Genomic DNA, 17,232 nt, shown 5'->3' with positions numbered 1-17,232 from the left:
TATCCCCTGAGGAACCACCCGCCGTGACGGATGCCGACGATCGCGGCGATCAGGCTCGGTACGTGAGACCTTCGTACCGCCCGCACCTGCCGATGCGCCCAGCCTGGCTGTGCCGAAACTGCGCCGCCCCATGGCCGTGCTCGCGCGCGCAACTCGATCTCGTCGCCGAGTTCTACGGTCATTCCCTCGCGCTGGCGCTCTACCTGGCGTCCTGCATGAACGAGGCGATCCACGACCTGCTCAGCCTCGGCGGTCGCCCTGACCTTGCCAAGATGCACGCGCGCTTCCTCGGCTGGTTGTCGCTGACTCGTCGCCCTCGACGCGATGGAGCCGACTAATGCGCCTCGGCGGCGGGGCGTTGAGGTAGCGGTGACTCCAGGACCGCCTCCGGGTCGGGGTCGGCCGGACAGAGCCAGACGCGGCCCGCCAAGTGGTGGAACCGCGGGGCGATCACCGTGATCGACCTCCGGTATTGATCGCGGACGCTGCCGGGTGTTCGCCGATCCTAGGCGCGGGTGCCGCGGGTCACCGCCCCATCGGGCGTGGGGCATTGACCTGGGTTGTGCGAGGTGCGGGTTCGAGGGCGCGGAAATCGGTCCACCTCGATGGGTTGCGTTCGGCGGGCGGGGCCGGGCCTGCGTTGACCGGCGGCGCGGCGGTGTGGCAGCATTCGCGGCCTGACGGCAGTGAAGGAAGTCGGTGCGAATCCGACGCGGTCCCGCCACTGTCACCGGGGAGCGATCCCCCCTCGTGAGTCACGGCCGTGTGTCTGCGGCTGGAAGGCCGGGGGAGAGCTGCGATCCGGAAGCCAGGATACTTCGGCCGTCGGGATGTACCCCAGGGCGTGGACACCCGAGGAGGACCCGATGACGCACGGCGTCGCATGCACCGACGACCATCGCCACCACAGGCGCCGCACCGCGCCCACGACCGGCCGCGCCCGCCTGCTCCGGGGCGGCCTCGTCGGCGTGCCCCAGGTCGACCGAGCCGACCGCCGGTCCCGCTGAGCTGAGCGCCCGGCGCTGACGGCCCCGACGTCCGCGTCGGCGAGTCGGCCGCGCCGTCGTACCGGCTGACGCCGTACCCACCCGCTTCGTCCAGGTCGCCTCCGTGGCCGCCCGGGCGTCACTCTCCGGAGCCTGCCGTGCGCATCCTGCTGCTGTCCACCGCCGACACCGACCTGCTGGCCGCCCGCGCCAGCGGGGCCGACTACCGGCTCGCCAACCCCGCGCGGGTCGCGGCCGACGAGGTGCCCGCCCTGCTCGACGGGGTCGCCCTCGTCGTCGTACGCCTGCTCGGCGGCCGGCAGGCGTGGCCGGACGGTCTCGCCGCGGTGCTCGCCACCGGTGTGCCGACTGTCGTGCTCGGCGGCGAGGCGCTGCCCGACGCGGAGCTGATGGCGATCTCCACAGTGCCGTCGGGGGTCGTCACCCAGGCGTTGGCCTACCTGGTCGAGGGTGGGCCGGACAACCTCGGGCAGTTGGCCCGCTTCCTCTCCGACACGGTGCTGCTCACCGGCGAGGGGTTCGCCCCGCCCGCGCCCACCCCCGCGTACGGCGTGCACGGCCAGCACCCGACCGATCCGCAGCGGCCCACAGTGGGGATCGTGTTCTACCGGGCGCACGCCCTGGCCGGCAACACCGGGTTCGTCGACGTGCTCGCGGACGCGGTCCACAGGGCCGGCGGCAACCCGCTGCCGATCTTCTGCGGCTCGCTGCGCGGGCTGACCACGGGCGCGGGCCCGCTCGGGCTGTTCGCCCGCTGTGACGCGCTGCTGGTCACGGTGCTCGCGGCCGGCGGCGCGGTCGCCGCGGACGCCTCCGGAGGCGGCGACGAGGACGCCTGGGACGTCGGCGCCCTGGCCGCCCTGGACGTGCCGATCATCCAGGCGCTCTGCCTCACCAGCACCCGCGCGCAGTGGGCCGACAGCGACGCCGGGCTGTCCCCGTTGGACGCCGCCATGCAGGTGGCCATCCCGGAGTTCGACGGCCGGATCGTCAGCGTGCCGTTCTCGTTCAAGCAGATCGACGCCGACGGGCTCTCGGTCTACGCCGCCGACGCCGACCGGGCCGCCCGGGTCGCCGGGATCGCCGTGCGCCACGCCCGGCTGCGGTACGTGCCCAACGCCGACAAGCGGATCGCCGTGGTCCTCAGCTCGTACCCCACCAAGCATTCCCGGGTCGGCAACGCCGTCGGGCTCGACACCCCGGTCTCGGCGGTCCGGCTGCTCGGCGCGCTCGCCGAGGCCGGCTACCACCTGGGCGACGCGCCGGTGCCCGACGACGGTGACGCGCTGATCCACGCGCTGATCGCCGCCGGTGGTCACGACGTGGAGTGGCTCACCCCGGAGCAGTTGGCCGCCGCCGAGGCCCGGATACCGGGGACGACGTACCGGCGGTGGTTCGACAGGGTCCCGGCCGAGCTGCGCGAGCGGATGCGCGAACACTGGGGTGAGCCGCCCGGCCTGCTCTACACCGAGGGCGGGGACATCGTCCTCGCCGGGCTGCGCTTCGGCAACGTGGTGCTGCTGATCCAGCCGCCGCGCGGCTTCGGGGAGAACCCGATCGCCATCTACCACGACCCGGACCTGCCGCCCAGTCACCACTACCTGGCCGCGTACCGCTGGCTGGCCGCGCCGAGCGCGGACGGTGGCTTCGGCGCGGACGCCGTTGTGCACCTGGGCAAGCACGGCACCCTGGAGTGGCTGCCCGGCAAGGGCCTCGGCCTGGCCGCCGACTGCGCGCCGGACGCGGTCCTCGGTGACCTGCCGCTTGTCTACCCGTTCATCGTCAACGACCCCGGCGAGGGCACCCAGGCCAAGCGCCGCGCGCACGCCGTGGTGATCGACCACCTGGTGCCGCCGATGGCCCGCGCCGAAACCTACGGTGACCTGGCCAAACTGGAGCAACTGCTCGACGAGTACGCCACCGTGCAGGCCCTCGACCCGGCGAAGGTGCCGACCGTGCGGGCGCAGATCTGGGACCTCGTGCGCGCCGCGGAGCTGCACCACGACCTGCACGCCGAGGCGATGCCCGACGCTGACGACTTCGACGACTTCGTGCTGCACCTCGACGGGTACCTCTGCGAGGTCAAGGACGTGCAGATCCGCGACGGGCTGCACATCCTCGCCGACGCGCCCACCGGTGAGCCCCGGGTCAACCTGGTCCTCGCGGTGCTGCGCGCACCCCAGATCTGGGGTGGCGCCCACGCCCTGCCCGGCCTGCGGCAGGCGCTCGCGGTCGCGTACGGGCTCGACGAGCAGGCGCTGCTCGCGGCACCGGGAGAACGACTGGCGGTGCCCACGGCGCTGACCGACGTGGTGGACGGGCCGGCCGGCACCGCCGCCGACGCCGTCGACCTGATCGAGGCGCTCGCCCGGCGGTTGGTCATCGGAATGGAGACGCTCGGCTGGGACGCCGAGGCCGTCGACGCGGTGGTCGCGGAGGTGACCGGCCAGCCGATCCCGGACGTCGCCGCCGTGCTGCGCTTCGCCGCCACCGAGCTGGTGCCCCGGCTGGACCGCACCACCGACGAGCTGACGAACACCCTCGGCGCGCTCGACGGGAGGTTCGTGCCGCCCGGCCCGTCCGGCTCACCCACCCGGGGCCTGGTCAACGTGTTGCCCACCGGCCGCAACTTCTACTCCGTCGACCCGAAGGCCATTCCCAGCCGCAACGCCTGGGACGTCGGGGTGGCCCTCGCGGACTCCCTGCTGGCCCGGCACCTCGCCGACACCGGGGCGTACCCCCGCTCGGTGGGGTTGACCGTGTGGGGCACCAGCGCCATGCGCACCCAGGGCGACGACATCGCCGAGGTGCTCGCGCTGCTGGGCTGCCGGCCGGTGTGGGACGACCGGTCCCGGCGGGTCACCGGCGTCGAGGTGGTGCCGACCGCCGAGCTGGGTCGGCCGCGCGTCGACGTGACGGTGCGCATCTCCGGCTTCTTCCGCGACGCGTTCCCGCACGTGGTGGCGCTGCTCGACGACGCCGTCCGGCGCGTCGCCGCCCTGGACGAGCCGGACGACGACAACTACCTGCGCGCGCACGTCGCCGCCGACCTCGCCGAGCACGGCGACGAGCGGCGGGCCACCGCCCGGATCTTCGGCTCGAAGCCCGGGGCGTACGGCGCGGGCCTGCTGCCCCTGATCGACGCGCGGACCTGGCGCAGCGACGCCGACCTGGCCGAGGTGTACGCGGTGTGGGGCGGCTACGCGTACGGCCGGGGCCTGGACGGGCGGGAGGCGCGCGCCGACATGGAACGCTCCTTCGCCCGGATCGCGGTGGCGGTGAAGAACCAGGACACCCGCGAGCACGACATCGTCGACTCCGACGACTACTTCCAGTACCACGGCGGGATGGTGGCGATGGTCCGTCACCTGACCGGCTCGTCACCGGCGGCGTACGTGGGTGACTCGGCGATGCCGCACGACGTGCGCACCCGGACGCTGGGCGAGGAGACTCGGCGGGTGTTCCGGGCCCGGGTGGTCAACCCGAAGTGGATTGCCGCGATGCGCCGGCACGGCTACAAGGGCGCGTTCGAGCTGGCCGCCACGGTGGACTACCTGTTCGGCTACGACGCCACCGCCGGGGTGGTGGACGACTGGATGTACGAGCACCTGGCCGCCGCGTACCTGTTCGACGACACCACCCGGGAGTTCCTGGAGCAGTCCAACCCGTGGGCGCTGCGCGGCATCACCGAGCGGCTGTTGGAGGCCGCCGACCGGGGGCTGTGGGCCAAGCCCGAGTCGGCCACCCTGGACCGGCTGCGGGACACGTACCTGGCCAGCGAGGGCGATCTGGAGGACCGGGCATGACCGTCACCTATCCGTTCAGCGCGGTGCTCGGCATGGCCGACATGCGGTTGGCCCTGCTGCTCAACGCGGTGTCCCCAGCGATCGGCGGCGTGCTGGTCCGGGGCGAGAAGGGCACCGCCAAGTCCACCGCCGTGCGGGCGCTCGCCGCGCTGCTGCCCCCGGTGCGCCGGGTCGCCGGCTGCCGCTTCGGCTGTGACCCGGCCGAGCCGGACCCGTCCTGCCCGGACGGGCCGCATCCCGCCGACGCCGCCGCCGAGACGCGTCCCGCCCGCCTCGTCGAACTGCCGGTCGGCGCCGCCGAGGACCGGGTGGTCGGCTCCCTGGACCTGGAGAAGGCCCTGGGCGAGGGGGTACGCGCCTTCGAGCCGGGTCTGCTCGCCGCCGCCCACCGGGGGGTGCTCTACGTCGACGAGGTCAACCTGCTGCACGACCACCTCGTCGACCTGCTGCTGGACGCGGCGGCGATGGGTCGTAGCCACGTCGAGCGGGAGGGCGTCTCGGTCAGCCACGCGGCCCGGTTCCTGCTTGTCGGCACGATGAACCCGGAGGAGGGGGAGCTGCGCCCGCAGCTGCTCGACCGGTTCGGGCTCACCGTCGAGGTGGGCGCCAGCCGGGACCCGGCGGTCCGCGTCGAGGTGGTCCGCCGTCGGCTCGACGCCGACGCCGACCCGGCCGGGTTCGCCGCCCGGTGGGCCGACGCCGACGCGGAGATCGCCGGCCAGGTGGCCGCCGCCCGCCGCCGGCTGCCCGGGGTACGCCTGCCGGACGCCGCGCTGCGGCAGATCGCCGAGGTGTGCGCCGCGTTCGACGTGGACGGCATGCGGGCCGACATCGTGACCGCCCGTACCGCCCTCGCCCACGCCGCCTGGCACGGCCGGGACCGGGTCAGCATCGACGACGTCCGGGTGGCCGCCCGGCTGGCCCTGCCGCATCGCCGCCGCCGCGACCCGTTCGACACCCCCGGGCTGGACGAGAAGCGCCTGGACGAGGCGTTGCAGCGTGCCCAGGACGCCCACCCCGACGACCCGGACGACCGTGGCCCGGAGGACCGTGGCCCGGACGACGGCGGTCCGGACGACGGCGGCTCCGACCGGCGTGGCCCGGACGGCGGTGGCCCGGCTGGCAGCGGCGCCGACCGCAGCGGCCCCGACGGTGGTGGCCGCTCCGACGGCAGCGGCGATGCCGTCGACAACGGCGCATCCGGCGCGGTCCAGGACCGGGCGTCCGGTGGCGACGCCGGCCCGGACGGGCGTACGGAGGGGCCGACCGGAACGGACGACGGGTGGCCGCGGCCCTCGACCGACGACCCGGGCGGACACGGTCAGCGCCCCGCGGCGCACGGCGGTCGGGACGCGGCGGCCGGTGGTGACGACGACCCGGCCCGGAAGCGGGGCAGCGGCGGGGATGGTGGGCCGGTGGCCGTACCCCGGGGTGGGTTGCGGGCGCGGGTGCTCACCGCGCCCGGCGTGGGTGACGGGGTGCCCGGCCGGCGTTCCCGGGCCCGCACCGGACGGGGGCGCACCACCGGGGCGCGGGTGCCGACGGGCCGGGTCGCGGCCCTGCACCTGCCGGCGACGGTTCGCGCCGCCGCGCCGCACCAGGCCTCCCGGGGGCGGCGGACCGGCCCGCTGCGGTTGCGCCCGGACGACGTGCGCGAGGCCGTCCGGGAGGGACGGGAGGGCAACCTGGTGCTGTTCGTGGTGGACGCGAGCGGCTCGATGGGCGCCCGGCAGCGGATGACCGCCGTGAAGGACGCGGTGCTCGCCCTGCTCACCGACGCGTACCAGCGGCGGGACAAGGTCGCGGTGATCGCCTTTCGGGGGGCCGCCGCGCGGACGTTGTTGCCGGCCACCTCGTCGGTGCTGGCCGCCTCGACCCGGCTGGCCGAGTTGCCCACCGGTGGGCGTACGCCGCTGGCCGAGGGGCTGCTCGCGGCCACCGGTCTGCTGCGGGTGGAGCGCCTGCGCGACCCGTTGCGGCGACCCCTGGTCCTCATCGTCACCGACGGCCGGGCCACCGCGGGCACCCGCCCGCTGGACCGCGCCGCGGCGGCCGCCCGGGTGCTCGCGGCGACCGGCGCGCCCTGCGTGGTCGTCGACTGCGAGACCGGCCCGGTCCGTCTGCACCTGGCCCGTCGGCTGGCCACCCAGTTGGGTGCCCCGCACCACCCCCTGGCCGCCCTCACGCACCCGCCCGGTGGCGCGCTTCCCGGCGCGGCGTGAGCGACGACCGGCACCGATGACAGACCGAGACCGCACGATCGCGCGAAGGGGAGACCGCTGATGCCGCAGGGACAGCCGAGCGTGGTGCCCGCCGACGGGTTGACGACCCGGCAGCGGCGGCACCGGCCGCTACTGATCGTCCACACCGGACAGATGAAGGGAAAGTCGACAGCCGCCTTCGGGCTGGCGCTGCGGGCCTGGACGGCCGGCCTGCCGATCGGCGTGTTCCAGTTCGTGAAGAGCGCCAAGTGGCGGGTGGGCGAGGAGAACGCCTTCCGGGCGCTCGGCGAGGTGCACGAGCGCACCGGCCAGGGCGCGCCGGTGGCCTGGCACAAGATGGGCGAGGGCTGGTCGTGGATCCAGCGCGGCGGCGAGGCCGACCACGCCGCCGACGCCCTGGAGGGCTGGCGGCAGATCCAGCGGGACCTGGCCGCCGAGCGCTACGGGCTGTACGTGCTCGACGAGTTCACCTACCCGATGAAGTGGGGCTGGGTGGACGTCGACGAGGTGGTCGCGACCCTGGCCGACCGGCCCGGCTTCCAACACGTCGTGATCACCGGCCGGGACGCCGACCCCCGTCTGGTCGCCGCCGCCGACCTGGTGGCCGAGCTGACCAAGGTCAAGCACCCGATGGACGCCGGCCAGAAGGGCCAGAAGGGCATCGAGTGGTGAGCACACAGTGGGCGCTGCCCCGGCTGGTGGTCGCCGCGCCGGCCAGCGGCCACGGCAAGACGACAGTCGCCACCGGGCTGCTCGCCGCGCTGCGCCGTCGCGGCCTGACGGTCAGCCCGCACAAGGTCGGCCCCGACTACATCGACCCCGGCTACCACGCCCTCGCGGCCAGCCGACCCGGGCGCAACCTCGATCCCTTCCTGGTCGGGGCCGAACGGATCGCCCCGCTGCTGCGACACGGCGCGAGCGTCCCCACGCCCGCCGACATCGCGGTCGTCGAGGGTGTCATGGGCCTGCACGACGGCGCGGTCGGCCGCCGCGACTACGCCTCCACGGCGCACGTCGCCCGGCTGATCGAGGCACCCGTGCTGCTGGTGCTGGACACCACCGCGCAGGGCCGCTCGGCCGCCGCGCTGACGCTGGGCATGGCCGCCTTCGACCCGGCGGTACGGATCGGTGGGGTGATCCTCAACCGGGTCGGCTCACCCCGGCACGAGACGCTGCTGCGCGACGCCCTCGCCGAGGTGGGCGTACCGGTGCTCGGGGCGGTCACCCGCGCCGCCGAGGTGGCCGCGCCGGCCCGGCACCTCGGGTTGGTCCCGGTCGCCGAGCGGGCCCCCGAATCCGTCGCGATCGTCACCGCGCTCGCCGAGCTGGTCGAGGCCACAGTGGACCTCGACGCCGTGCTCGATCTGGCCCGCACCGCACCGCCGCTGACCATCCCCGCCTGGGACCCGGTCACCGCCGTCGGCGGGCCGGCCGACGCCGAACGGCCAGTCGTCGCGCTCGCCGGTGGTCCGGCCTTCACCTTCTCGTACGCGGAGACCGCCGAACTGCTCACCGCGGCCGGCGCGGACGTCGTCACCGTCGACCCGCTGCGCGACCCGACGCTGCCCGCCGGCACCCGCGCGGTGGTCATCGGCGGCGGGTTCCCCGAGGCGTACGCGGAGGCGCTGGCCGGCAACGCCACGCTCCGCGCCGAGCTGGCCGACTTCGACGGGCCGATCGTGGCCGAGTGCGCCGGGCTGCTCTACCTCGGGCGGTCCCTGGACGGCGTGCCGATGTGCGGTCGGCTGGACCTGACCGCCCGGATGACCGGCCGGCTCACCCTCGGCTACCGCGAGGCGCTGGCCGTCACCGACTCCCCGGTGGCCCGTGCCGGCGAGCCGGTACGCGGCCACGAGTTCCACCGCACCACCACCGACCCGACGCACGGTGACCGGTCGGCGTGGCGCTGGGACGACGCGGAGCACGGCTTCGTGAGCGGTCGGGTGCACGCCTCCTACCTGCACACCCACTGGGCCGGTCACCCCGCCGCGGCCCGCCGCCTCGTCGAGGCGTGCCGATGAGCGCCGACGCCACGCTGACCGGGGTGGGGGTCGGCCCGGGTGACCCGGAACTGCTCACCGTCAAGGCCGTGCGGGTGCTGCGCGAGGCCGACGTGGTCTTCGTACCCGTGCTGGCGGGCCGGGTCGAGACCACAGCGACCGCCGGTGCGACGCCGCCGGGCGCGGAGGCCGGGCGGGCCGAGACGACCGTCCGGGAGCACGTGCCGGCGGACCGGCTGCGCCGGCTGCCGTTCGCGCTGGACGACCGGGGTGGGGTGACCGCCCGGCGGGCGGCGGCCTGGGACGACGCGGCCCGGGTGGTGGTCGAGGCGATCGACGCGGGCGCGCGGGCACTGGCGTTCGCGACAATCGGTGACCCCAACGTCTACTCCACCTTCGGCTACCTGGCGCAGAGCGTCCGGGCCCTGCGCCCGGCGGTGCGGGTGGCGACGGTGCCCGGCATCACCGCCATGCAGGAGCTGGCGGCCCGCAGCGGCGTTCCGCTCTGCGAGGGACGCGAACCGCTGACCCTGCTGCCGGCCACCGCAGGTCTGGCGCTGTTCGCCGACGCCCTCGCCGGGCCGGGCACCGTTGTCGCCTACAAGGGCTGGCGGCGGCACCCCGAGCTGCTCGCCGAGCTGCGCCGGCAGGGCCGGCTCGCCGACGCGGTGCTCGGGCGCAGCCTGGGGCTCCCCGGTGAACACGTCGGCCCGGTCGACGACGGCACGCACGACCTGCCGTACCTGTCGACGCTGCTGGTCCCGGCCCGCCGCGACCACCGAGGAGGAAAACTGTGACAAGCGACGGCAAGGTCTGGTTCGTCGGCGCCGGCCCCGGGGCGGCGGACCTGCTGACCCTGCGGGCCGCCCGGGTGATCGCCGAGGCGGACATCGTGATCTGGGCGGCCAGCCTGGTGCACGTCGACGTGCTCGACCACGCCCGGCCCGGCGCGGAGATCGTCGACTCGTCGCAGCTGCCCATCGAGGGTGTGCTGCCGATCTACCAGCGGGCCGCCGAGCAGGGGCTGACAGTGGCCCGCATCCACTCCGGCGACCCGGCGCTGTGGGGCGCGGTGCAGGAGCAACTGGACGTGTGTCGGGCGCTCGACCTGGCCGTCGAGATCGTGCCCGGGGTGTCCTCGTTCACCGCCGTCGCGGCGATCGTCGGGCGGGAGCTGACAGTGCCCGAGGTGGCCCAGTCGGTGATCCTCACCCGCCTCGAAGGCGGCAAGACCCCGATGCCGCCCGGCGAGCGGGTCCGCGACTTCGCCCGGCACGGCACCACAATGGCGCTGTTCCTCTCCGCCGCCCGCTCCGGGCAGGTGCAGGCCGAGCTGCTGGCCGGCGGCTACCCGGCGGACACCCCGGCCGTGGTGGCGTACCAGGCGACCTGGCCGGACGAGCTGGTGGTGCGGTGCACGGTGGGCACCCTGGAGGCGACGGTCAAGCAGCACAAGCTGTGGAAGCACACCCTCTTCCTGGTCGGGCCGGCACTGGCCGCCGAGGGCACCCGCTCGCACCTGTACCACCCCGGGCACTTCCACACCTTCCGCAGGGCGGAGCCGGCCGCCCGTGCCGAGCTGCGCCGCCAGGCCCGCACCGGGGGAACAGGCACACAGTGACGTACGTCGAGCCGCCGCTGCGTGAGCCGGACCTGCCGCGTACCGCGAAGGTGCGGCCCACGGCGCTGCGTACCGGCTGGACCACCGGCGCCTGCGCGACGGCGGCGGCCAAGGCGGCGGTCACCGCGCTGGTCACCGGGGAGGTTCAGCCGGACGTGGAGATCGGCCTACCCGCCGGACGCCGGGTGCGCTTCCCGGTGGAGCGTTGCGAGCTGACCGGCACGCCGCCGGTCCGGGCCGAGGCGGTGGTGGTCAAGGACGCCGGGGACGACCCGGACGTCACCCACGGGGCCGAGCTGACCGCCACAGTGGACTGGACCGACGTCCCCGGTCTGCGGCTGGCCGGCGGTGCCGGCGTCGGCACCGTCACCAAACCCGGCCTCGGACTCGCCGTCGGCGGCCCGGCGATCAACGACACCCCCCGCCGGATGATCGGCGAGGCGGTGGCCGAGGTCGTCGACCTCAGCGAGGTCGGCGTCCGGGTGGTGATCAGCGTGCCCCGGGGCGAGATCATGGCCCGCAAGACCACCAACCGGCGGCTCGGCATCCTCGGCGGCATCTCGATCCTCGGCACCACCGGTATCGTCCGTCCCTTCTCCACCGCCTCCTGGCGGGCCAGCGTCGTGCAGGCAGTGCACGTGATGGCCGCCCAGGGTGAGCGGACCGTGGTGCTGTGCACCGGCGGGCGTACCGAGCGGGCGGCCCGTGCGCTCCTGCCCGACCTGCCCGAGGTGTGCTTCGTCGAGGTCGGCGACTTCACCGGGGCCGCCGTGACCGCCGCCGTCGGTGACGCGATGACCGGGGTGGTCTTCGTCGGCATGGCCGGCAAGCTGGCCAAACTCGCGGCCGGCATCCTGATGACCCACTACACGCGCTCGAAGGTGGACCTGTCCCTGCTCGGCGCGGTGACCGCCGAGGCCGGTGGCGACCCGACGCTTGTCGCCGCCGTGACCGAGGCGAACACCGGGCGGCACGCGTACGAGCTGTGGGAGGCCGCCGGGCTGCTCGGTCCGGCCGGTGACCTGCTCTGCCAGCGGGTCCGCCAGGTGCTGCGGCGCTTCGCCGGGCCGACCGTCACAGTGGACGTGGCGATGGTCGACTTCGCCGGCTCGGGCGTCGTCGCCTCGTCCGGCCGGTGGCCCCGATGACGCGGCTGACGCCGACGGCCGGCGTGACAGTGGTCGGGATGGACGCCGCCGGCGCACCGCCGCACCCGGCCCTCGCGCCGGTGCTGGCCGCCGCCGGTCTGGTCGTCGGGGCCGCCCGGCACCTGGCCGTGGCGCCCGTACCGGCCGGCGCGGACACCGTCGCCCTCGGCCCGCTCGCCCCCGCCCTGCATCGGCTGACCGAGGCCGTCGCCGCCGGGGTGCCGTCCGTGGTGCTGGCCAGCGGGGATCCGGGCCTGTTCGGCATCGTCCGGCGGCTGCGCGCGGCCGGGCTGCCGCTGCGGGTGGTGCCGGCGGTGTCCAGTGTGGCCGCCGCGTTCGCCGGCGCCGGCCTGCCCTGGGACGGCGCCGCAGTGGTCACCGCCCACGGTCGCGATCCCCGACCGGCAGTGAACGCCTGCCGGGCGCTGCCGCTTGTCGCGGTGCTCACCGCGCCCGGCGCCGGGGCCGCCGAGCTGGGCGCGGGCCTGATCGGCTGGTCCCGCCGCCTGCTTGTCGCCGAGCACCTGGGCACCGACGCCGAACGGATCCGCGCGGTGACCCCCGAGCAGGCCGCCACCGAGACCTGGGCCGACCCGCACGTCGTGCTCAGCCTCGCCGACACGGACCGGCTCGCGCCGGGTGGGATGCGCGCCGACAACCAGCCGGCCGCCGCCCCGGCCGGGGGCTGGGCGTTGCCGGAGAGCCGGTACGCCCACCGCGACTCCATGATCACCAAGTCGGAGGTGCGCGCCCTCGTCGTCGCCCGGCTGCGCCCCCGACTGGGCCGGCTGATCTGGGACGTCGGTGCGGGCAGCGGCTCGGTCGGCGTCGAGTGTGCCCTGCTCGGCGCGGCGGTGCTCGCCGTCGAACAGGACCCCCGGGCCGGCGCGACCATCCGCGCCAACGCGGCAGCGCACGCGGTGGACGTCCGGCTCGTCACCGGTCGAGCCCCGCAGGCGCTGGCCGGCCTGCCCGAGCCGGACGCGGTCTTCGTCGGCGGCGGCGGGGTCGACGTCCTCGCCGCCGTGGTGGCCCGCCAGCCCGAGCGGGTGGTGCTCACCCTTGCCGCGCTGGACCGGGTCGCACCGGCCGTGGCTCTCCTGCGCGCCGCCGGCTACACGGTGGAGGGCAGTCAGCTCTCCGCCGCCCGCCTCGCCGACCTGCCCGGTGGGTCGATCCGCCTCGCGGCCACCAACCCGGTGGTCGTCCTCACCGGGGAGCGCCCGTGCCTGACCTGACAGTGACCCCCCGGATCGGGCTGGTGGCGGCCACCGCCGCCGGCCGCCGACACGCGCACACCGTCGTCGCCGCCTGGCCGCACGCGCGGCTGGTCGAGGGGGAGAGCGCCACCGACGCGCTGCGGACCGCCTGGGCGCAGTGCGACGCGGTGGTCGCGTTCCTGGCCACCGGGGCCGTGGTGCGGATCCTCGCGCCGCTTCTCGCGGACAAGCGCAGCGACCCGGCCGTGGTGGTCGTCGACGAGGCGGCCCGACACGCCGTGGCGCTGCTCGGCGGGCATGCCGGCGGTGGCAACGACCTCGCCGAGCAGGTCGGCGCGCTGCTGGACGCCCGACCGGTGATCACCACCGCCACCGACACTGTCGGCCTGCCGGGGCTGGACACCCTCGGCTGGCCCGTGCAGGGCGCTGTCGCCGCGGTATCCCGGGCCATCCTGGACGGCGAGCCGGTCCAGTTGATCGCCGACGCCCACTGGCCGCTGCCCGCCCTGCCCCCGAACGTCCACCCACAGCCCATCGCCACGCCGATCGCTGCCGACGGCGTCGACAGCGGCGCCACTGCGGACGGCGGTTACCGGCTTCTGGTCACCGACCGGGTGGTGCCGCTGGACGGGCGGACCGCCGTGCTGCGACCACCGTCGCTGGTCGCCGGGGTCGGCGCGAGTCGGGGCGTACCGGCCGCCGAGGTGGCGGAGCTGCTGCGCCGGGTGCTGGCCGAGGCCGGCCTCGACCCGGCGAGCCTGCGCTGCCTGGCCAGCGCCGACGTGAAAGCCGACGAGGCGGGCATCCTCAGCACCGCCGACGCGCTCGGCGTACCCCTGGTGACCTGGCCGGCGACGCGGCTGGCGGCGGTCGACGTGCCGCACCCCAGCGAGGTGGTCCGCGCCGCGGTCGGCACACCGAGCGTGGCGGAGGCCGCGGCGCTGCTCGGCCCGGCGGGCCGGCCCGCCGACGCCACACTGCTTGTGGGAAAGACCGCGACGGCGATGGCCACCGTGGCGGTGGCCCGGCACGCGCCCCGCGGCCGGCTCGCCGTCGTCGGGCTCGGACCCGGCGCCGCCGACCTGCGCACCCCCCGCGCGGTGGCCGAGCTGCGGCGCGCGGCGGTGGTGGTCGGTCTGGACCAGTATCTCGACCAGGTCCGCGACGTGCTCCGGCCGGGCACCCGGGTGCTGTCCAGCGGGCTCGGCGCGGAGGAGGCGCGGGCCCGCGCGGCCGTCGCCGAGGCCGTCGCCGGCCGGGCGGTCGCGCTGATCGGTTCCGGTGACGCCGGGGTGTACGCGATGGCCAGCCCCGCCCTGGAGTACGCCGACGAGCGCATCGACGTGGTCGGGGTGCCCGGGGTGACCGCCGCGCTCGCCGCCGGGGCGCTGCTCGGCGCGCCGCTCGGCCACGACCACGCCTACGTGAGCCTGTCCGACCTGCACACCCCGTGGGAGGTCATCGAGCGGCGGGTGACCGCGGCCGCCGAGGGTGACTTCGTGACGGTGTTCTACAACCCGCGCAGTCGGGCCCGGGACTGGCAGCTCGGCAAGGCGCTCGGCATCCTCGCCGCGCACCGGCCACCGGACACCCCGGTCGGTGTGGTGCGCAACGCCAGCCGTCCCGGTGAACGGGTGCACCTGGACACCGTGGCCACCCTCGACCCGGCCGTTGTCGACATGTACAGCGTGGTGGTGGTCGGCAGCAGCGACACGAGGCTGGTCGCCGGCCGGATGGTCACGCCCCGGGGGTACCGGTGGCGATCGTGACGATCGGCGCCTGCCAGGGCTGCGGCGCCTGCCTGCTCACCTGTCCCACGCACGCGATCCGGCCGGTCGCCGGCGGCCTGACCGTCCGCGCCGACCGGTGCACCGGCTGCCTGGAGTGCCTGGAGATCTGCCCGGTCGACGCGATCCGCGTCGCCGACGACACCGACCCCCGCGAAGGAGCCCGATGAGCCGGGTGGTGCATCCGATCGAGGTCGAGTCCTACCGCATCCTGCGCGAGCGGGTCGACCTGTCGCACCTGCCGCCGCTGAGCCGCGCGGTGACCGAGCGGGTGGTGCACGCCAGCGCCGACCTCGCGTACGTCGATGAGCTGGTCTGCGACGAGGCCGCGCTGGAGTCGGGGCTGGCCGCGTTGCGCGCCGGCGCGCCGGTGGTCACCGACGTGGCGATGGTCGCCGCCGGCATCACCCGCGCCGGCCTGGAGTTGGTCTGCCCGGTCGCCGAGCCGGCCGCCGCCGAGCTGGGTCGTACGGCGGGAATCACCCGTTCGGCGGCGGCCGTGCGGATCGCCCTGGAGCGGGTCGGTCCGGGCGCGGTCTGGGTGGTCGGCTGCGCGCCGACCGCGCTCGTCGAACTCCTCACGGTGGACGCCGCGCCGGCCCTTGTCGTCGGTCTGCCGGTCGGCTTCGTGGGGGCCGCCGAGTCGAAGGCGGCGCTGCGGGCCAGCGGCCTGCCCGCCGTGTCCAACGTGGGGGAGAAGGGCGGTTCGGCGGTCGCCGCCGCCGCCCTCAACGCCCTGCTCTACATCGAGGAGAAGTCATGACCGGGTTGGTCATCGTCGGGCACGGTACGCGCAGCGCGGCCGGTGTCGACCAGTTCGCCGCCCTCGTCGAGCGGGTTCGTCGACGCGGGGACGTCGGGGACGTCGAGGGTGGCTTCATCGAGCTGTCCCGCCCGCCGCTGACCGACGCGGTCGGCGCGCTCGTCGCGCGCGGGCACCGGGCACTCGTCGCGCTGCCGTTGGTGCTCACCGCCGCCGGGCACGGCAAGGGTGACATTCCCGCCGCCATGGCGCGCGAACAGGAGCGCCACCCCGGGCTGACCTACCGCTACGGTCGTCCGCTCGGCCCGCACCCGCTGCTGCACGAAGCCCTGGAACAGCGCATCGACGCGGCGTTGGCCGCCCCGGACCGGGCCGACGCCGCGCCGGCCGGCGCCGACCGGGCCGGCACGTGGGTCGCGTTGATCGGGCGGGGGTCCACCGACCCGGACGCCAACGCCGAGGTCGCGAAGGTCGCCCGGCTGCTGTGGGAGGGGCGCGGCTACGCCGGAGTCGAGCCGGGCTTCGTCAGCCTCGCCCAGCCGTCGGTGCCGGCGGTGCTGGAACGACTGCGCCGGCTCGGCGCGCGGCGGATCGTCGTGGCGCCGTACTTCCTGTTCGCCGGGGTGCTGCCGGACCGGATCGTCGCCCAGTCGGCGGAGTTCGCCGCCGCCCACAGCGACCTCGACGTGCGGGTGGCCGAGGTGATCGGCGACTGCGACGCCCTCGCCGACCTGGTGCTCGAACGCCACGCCGAGGCGCTCGGCGGCGACATCCGGATGAACTGCGACACCTGCGCGTACCGGGTGTTGCTGCCCGGCTTCGCCGACAAGGTGGGCCGCCCGCAACGCCCGCACGACCACCCCGACGACCCGGTCGGCCACCACCATCACCACCACGGGCACGACCACCACCACGACGGCGGCTCGGTCGCGGTGGTCGGCGGCGGGCCCGGACCCGACGACCTGATCACGGTACGCGGAAAGGCGCTGCTGGACGCCGCGGACGTGGTGGTGGTCGACCGGTTGGCCCCGCAGGGGTTGCTCGCCGGGCTGCGCCCCGACGTGCTGGTCATCGACGCCGCCAAGGTGCCCCGTGGCCCGTCGATGGCCCAGGACGCGATAAACGCGGCACTGGTGTCGCACGCCCGTGCCGGTCGCCGGGTGGTACGGCTCAAGGGCGGCGACCCGTACGTCTTCGGACGCGGCCACGAGGAGGTGCTGGCCTGTGCGGCGGCCGGCGTGCCGGTGACGGTGGTCCCCGGGGTGAGCAGCGCCCTCGCCGCCCCGGCCCTCGCCGGCGTGCCGGTGACCCACCGGGGCGTGGCACACGACGTCACAGTGGTTTCCGGGCACCTGCCGCCCGGGCACCCCGACTCGCTCGTCGACTGGGCGGCCCTGGCCCGCGCCCGGGGCACCGTCGTGCTGCTGATGGCCGTGGACACCATCGCCAAGATCGCTGCCGTGCTGGTCGAGCACGGTCGTGCCCCGGAGACGCCGGTGCTCGCCGTGCAGGACGCCGGGCTGCCCGACCAGCGGGCCGTGCCGGCGCGACTGGACGAGATCGGCGCGGTCGCCGCCCGGGAGGGCATCGGCCCGCCCGCCGTCTTCGTGCTCGGCCCGGTGGTCGCTCTCGCGGCCACCGGGCCGGGCGCCTGACGG

At 75.6% G+C, this 17,232-nt stretch carries 13 protein-coding genes and 1 riboswitch; all 13 genes read left to right on the top strand.

From position 1 onward, the window contains the following. The first annotated feature begins 23 nt into the window (after positions 1–23). On the top strand, positions 24–338 hold the full coding sequence (locus ACQPWW_RS18500; RefSeq protein ID WP_433124197.1) for a hypothetical protein: 315 nt from the start codon (positions 24–26) through the stop codon (positions 336–338). 326 nt (positions 339–664) lie between these two features. After that, a riboswitch (cobalamin riboswitch) is annotated at positions 665–841 on the top strand. A 303-nt stretch (positions 842–1,144) separates the two neighbouring features. Next, on the top strand, positions 1,145–4,813 hold the full coding sequence (gene cobN / locus ACQPWW_RS18495; protein ID WP_433124196.1) for a cobaltochelatase subunit CobN: 3,669 nt from the start codon (positions 1,145–1,147) through the stop codon (positions 4,811–4,813). After that, the gene (locus ACQPWW_RS18490; RefSeq protein WP_433124195.1) at positions 4,810–7,035 is read left to right on the top strand and encodes a VWA domain-containing protein; all 2,226 of its coding nucleotides are present in this window, start codon (positions 4,810–4,812) and stop codon (positions 7,033–7,035) included. The genes cobN and ACQPWW_RS18490 overlap by 4 nt, the downstream gene beginning before the upstream one ends. A 60-nt stretch (positions 7,036–7,095) precedes the next feature. Beyond that, a complete protein-coding gene (gene cobO / locus ACQPWW_RS18485; protein ID WP_355032584.1) occupies positions 7,096–7,707 on the top strand; it encodes a cob(I)yrinic acid a,c-diamide adenosyltransferase in 612 nt (203 codons plus the stop codon). After that, entirely contained in the window at positions 7,701–9,056 is a 1,356-nt protein-coding gene (locus ACQPWW_RS18480) for a cobyrinate a,c-diamide synthase (protein ID WP_433124194.1), read from the top strand. The genes cobO and ACQPWW_RS18480 overlap by 7 nt, the downstream gene beginning before the upstream one ends. After that, a complete protein-coding gene (cobI, locus tag ACQPWW_RS18475; protein ID WP_433124193.1) occupies positions 9,053–9,832 on the top strand; it encodes a precorrin-2 C(20)-methyltransferase in 780 nt (259 codons plus the stop codon). Before ACQPWW_RS18480 ends, cobI begins: the two co-directional genes overlap by 4 nt. Continuing rightward, entirely contained in the window at positions 9,829–10,656 is an 828-nt protein-coding gene (cobM, locus tag ACQPWW_RS18470) for a precorrin-4 C(11)-methyltransferase (RefSeq protein WP_433124191.1), read from the top strand. Before cobI ends, cobM begins: the two co-directional genes overlap by 4 nt. Continuing rightward, the gene (locus tag ACQPWW_RS18465) at positions 10,653–11,804 is read left to right on the top strand and encodes a cobalt-precorrin-5B (C(1))-methyltransferase (protein WP_433124190.1); all 1,152 of its coding nucleotides are present in this window, start codon (positions 10,653–10,655) and stop codon (positions 11,802–11,804) included. Before cobM ends, ACQPWW_RS18465 begins: the two co-directional genes overlap by 4 nt. Next, on the top strand, positions 11,801–13,042 hold the full coding sequence (gene cbiE, locus ACQPWW_RS18460; RefSeq protein ID WP_433124189.1) for a precorrin-6y C5,15-methyltransferase (decarboxylating) subunit CbiE: 1,242 nt from the start codon (positions 11,801–11,803) through the stop codon (positions 13,040–13,042). The genes ACQPWW_RS18465 and cbiE overlap by 4 nt, the downstream gene beginning before the upstream one ends. Further along, entirely contained in the window at positions 13,030–14,793 is a 1,764-nt protein-coding gene (gene cobJ / locus ACQPWW_RS18455; RefSeq protein WP_433124187.1) for a precorrin-3B C(17)-methyltransferase, read from the top strand. The genes cbiE and cobJ overlap by 13 nt, the downstream gene beginning before the upstream one ends. Beyond that, entirely contained in the window at positions 14,781–14,981 is a 201-nt protein-coding gene (locus ACQPWW_RS18450; protein ID WP_433124185.1) for a DUF362 domain-containing protein, read from the top strand. The genes cobJ and ACQPWW_RS18450 overlap by 13 nt, the downstream gene beginning before the upstream one ends. Beyond that, the gene (locus ACQPWW_RS18445; RefSeq protein ID WP_433124184.1) at positions 14,978–15,574 is read left to right on the top strand and encodes a precorrin-8X methylmutase; all 597 of its coding nucleotides are present in this window, start codon (positions 14,978–14,980) and stop codon (positions 15,572–15,574) included. Before ACQPWW_RS18450 ends, ACQPWW_RS18445 begins: the two co-directional genes overlap by 4 nt. Further along, the gene (gene cobA / locus ACQPWW_RS18440; protein WP_433124182.1) at positions 15,571–17,229 is read left to right on the top strand and encodes a uroporphyrinogen-III C-methyltransferase; all 1,659 of its coding nucleotides are present in this window, start codon (positions 15,571–15,573) and stop codon (positions 17,227–17,229) included. Before ACQPWW_RS18445 ends, cobA begins: the two co-directional genes overlap by 4 nt. The last annotated feature ends 3 nt before the right edge of the window (positions 17,230–17,232 follow it).

This window comes from Micromonospora sp. CA-240977 (assembly GCF_050942285.1).
GTDB lineage: Bacteria > Actinomycetota > Actinomycetes > Mycobacteriales > Micromonosporaceae > Micromonospora.
This window is presented reverse-complemented; position numbering and strand designations above follow the sequence as displayed.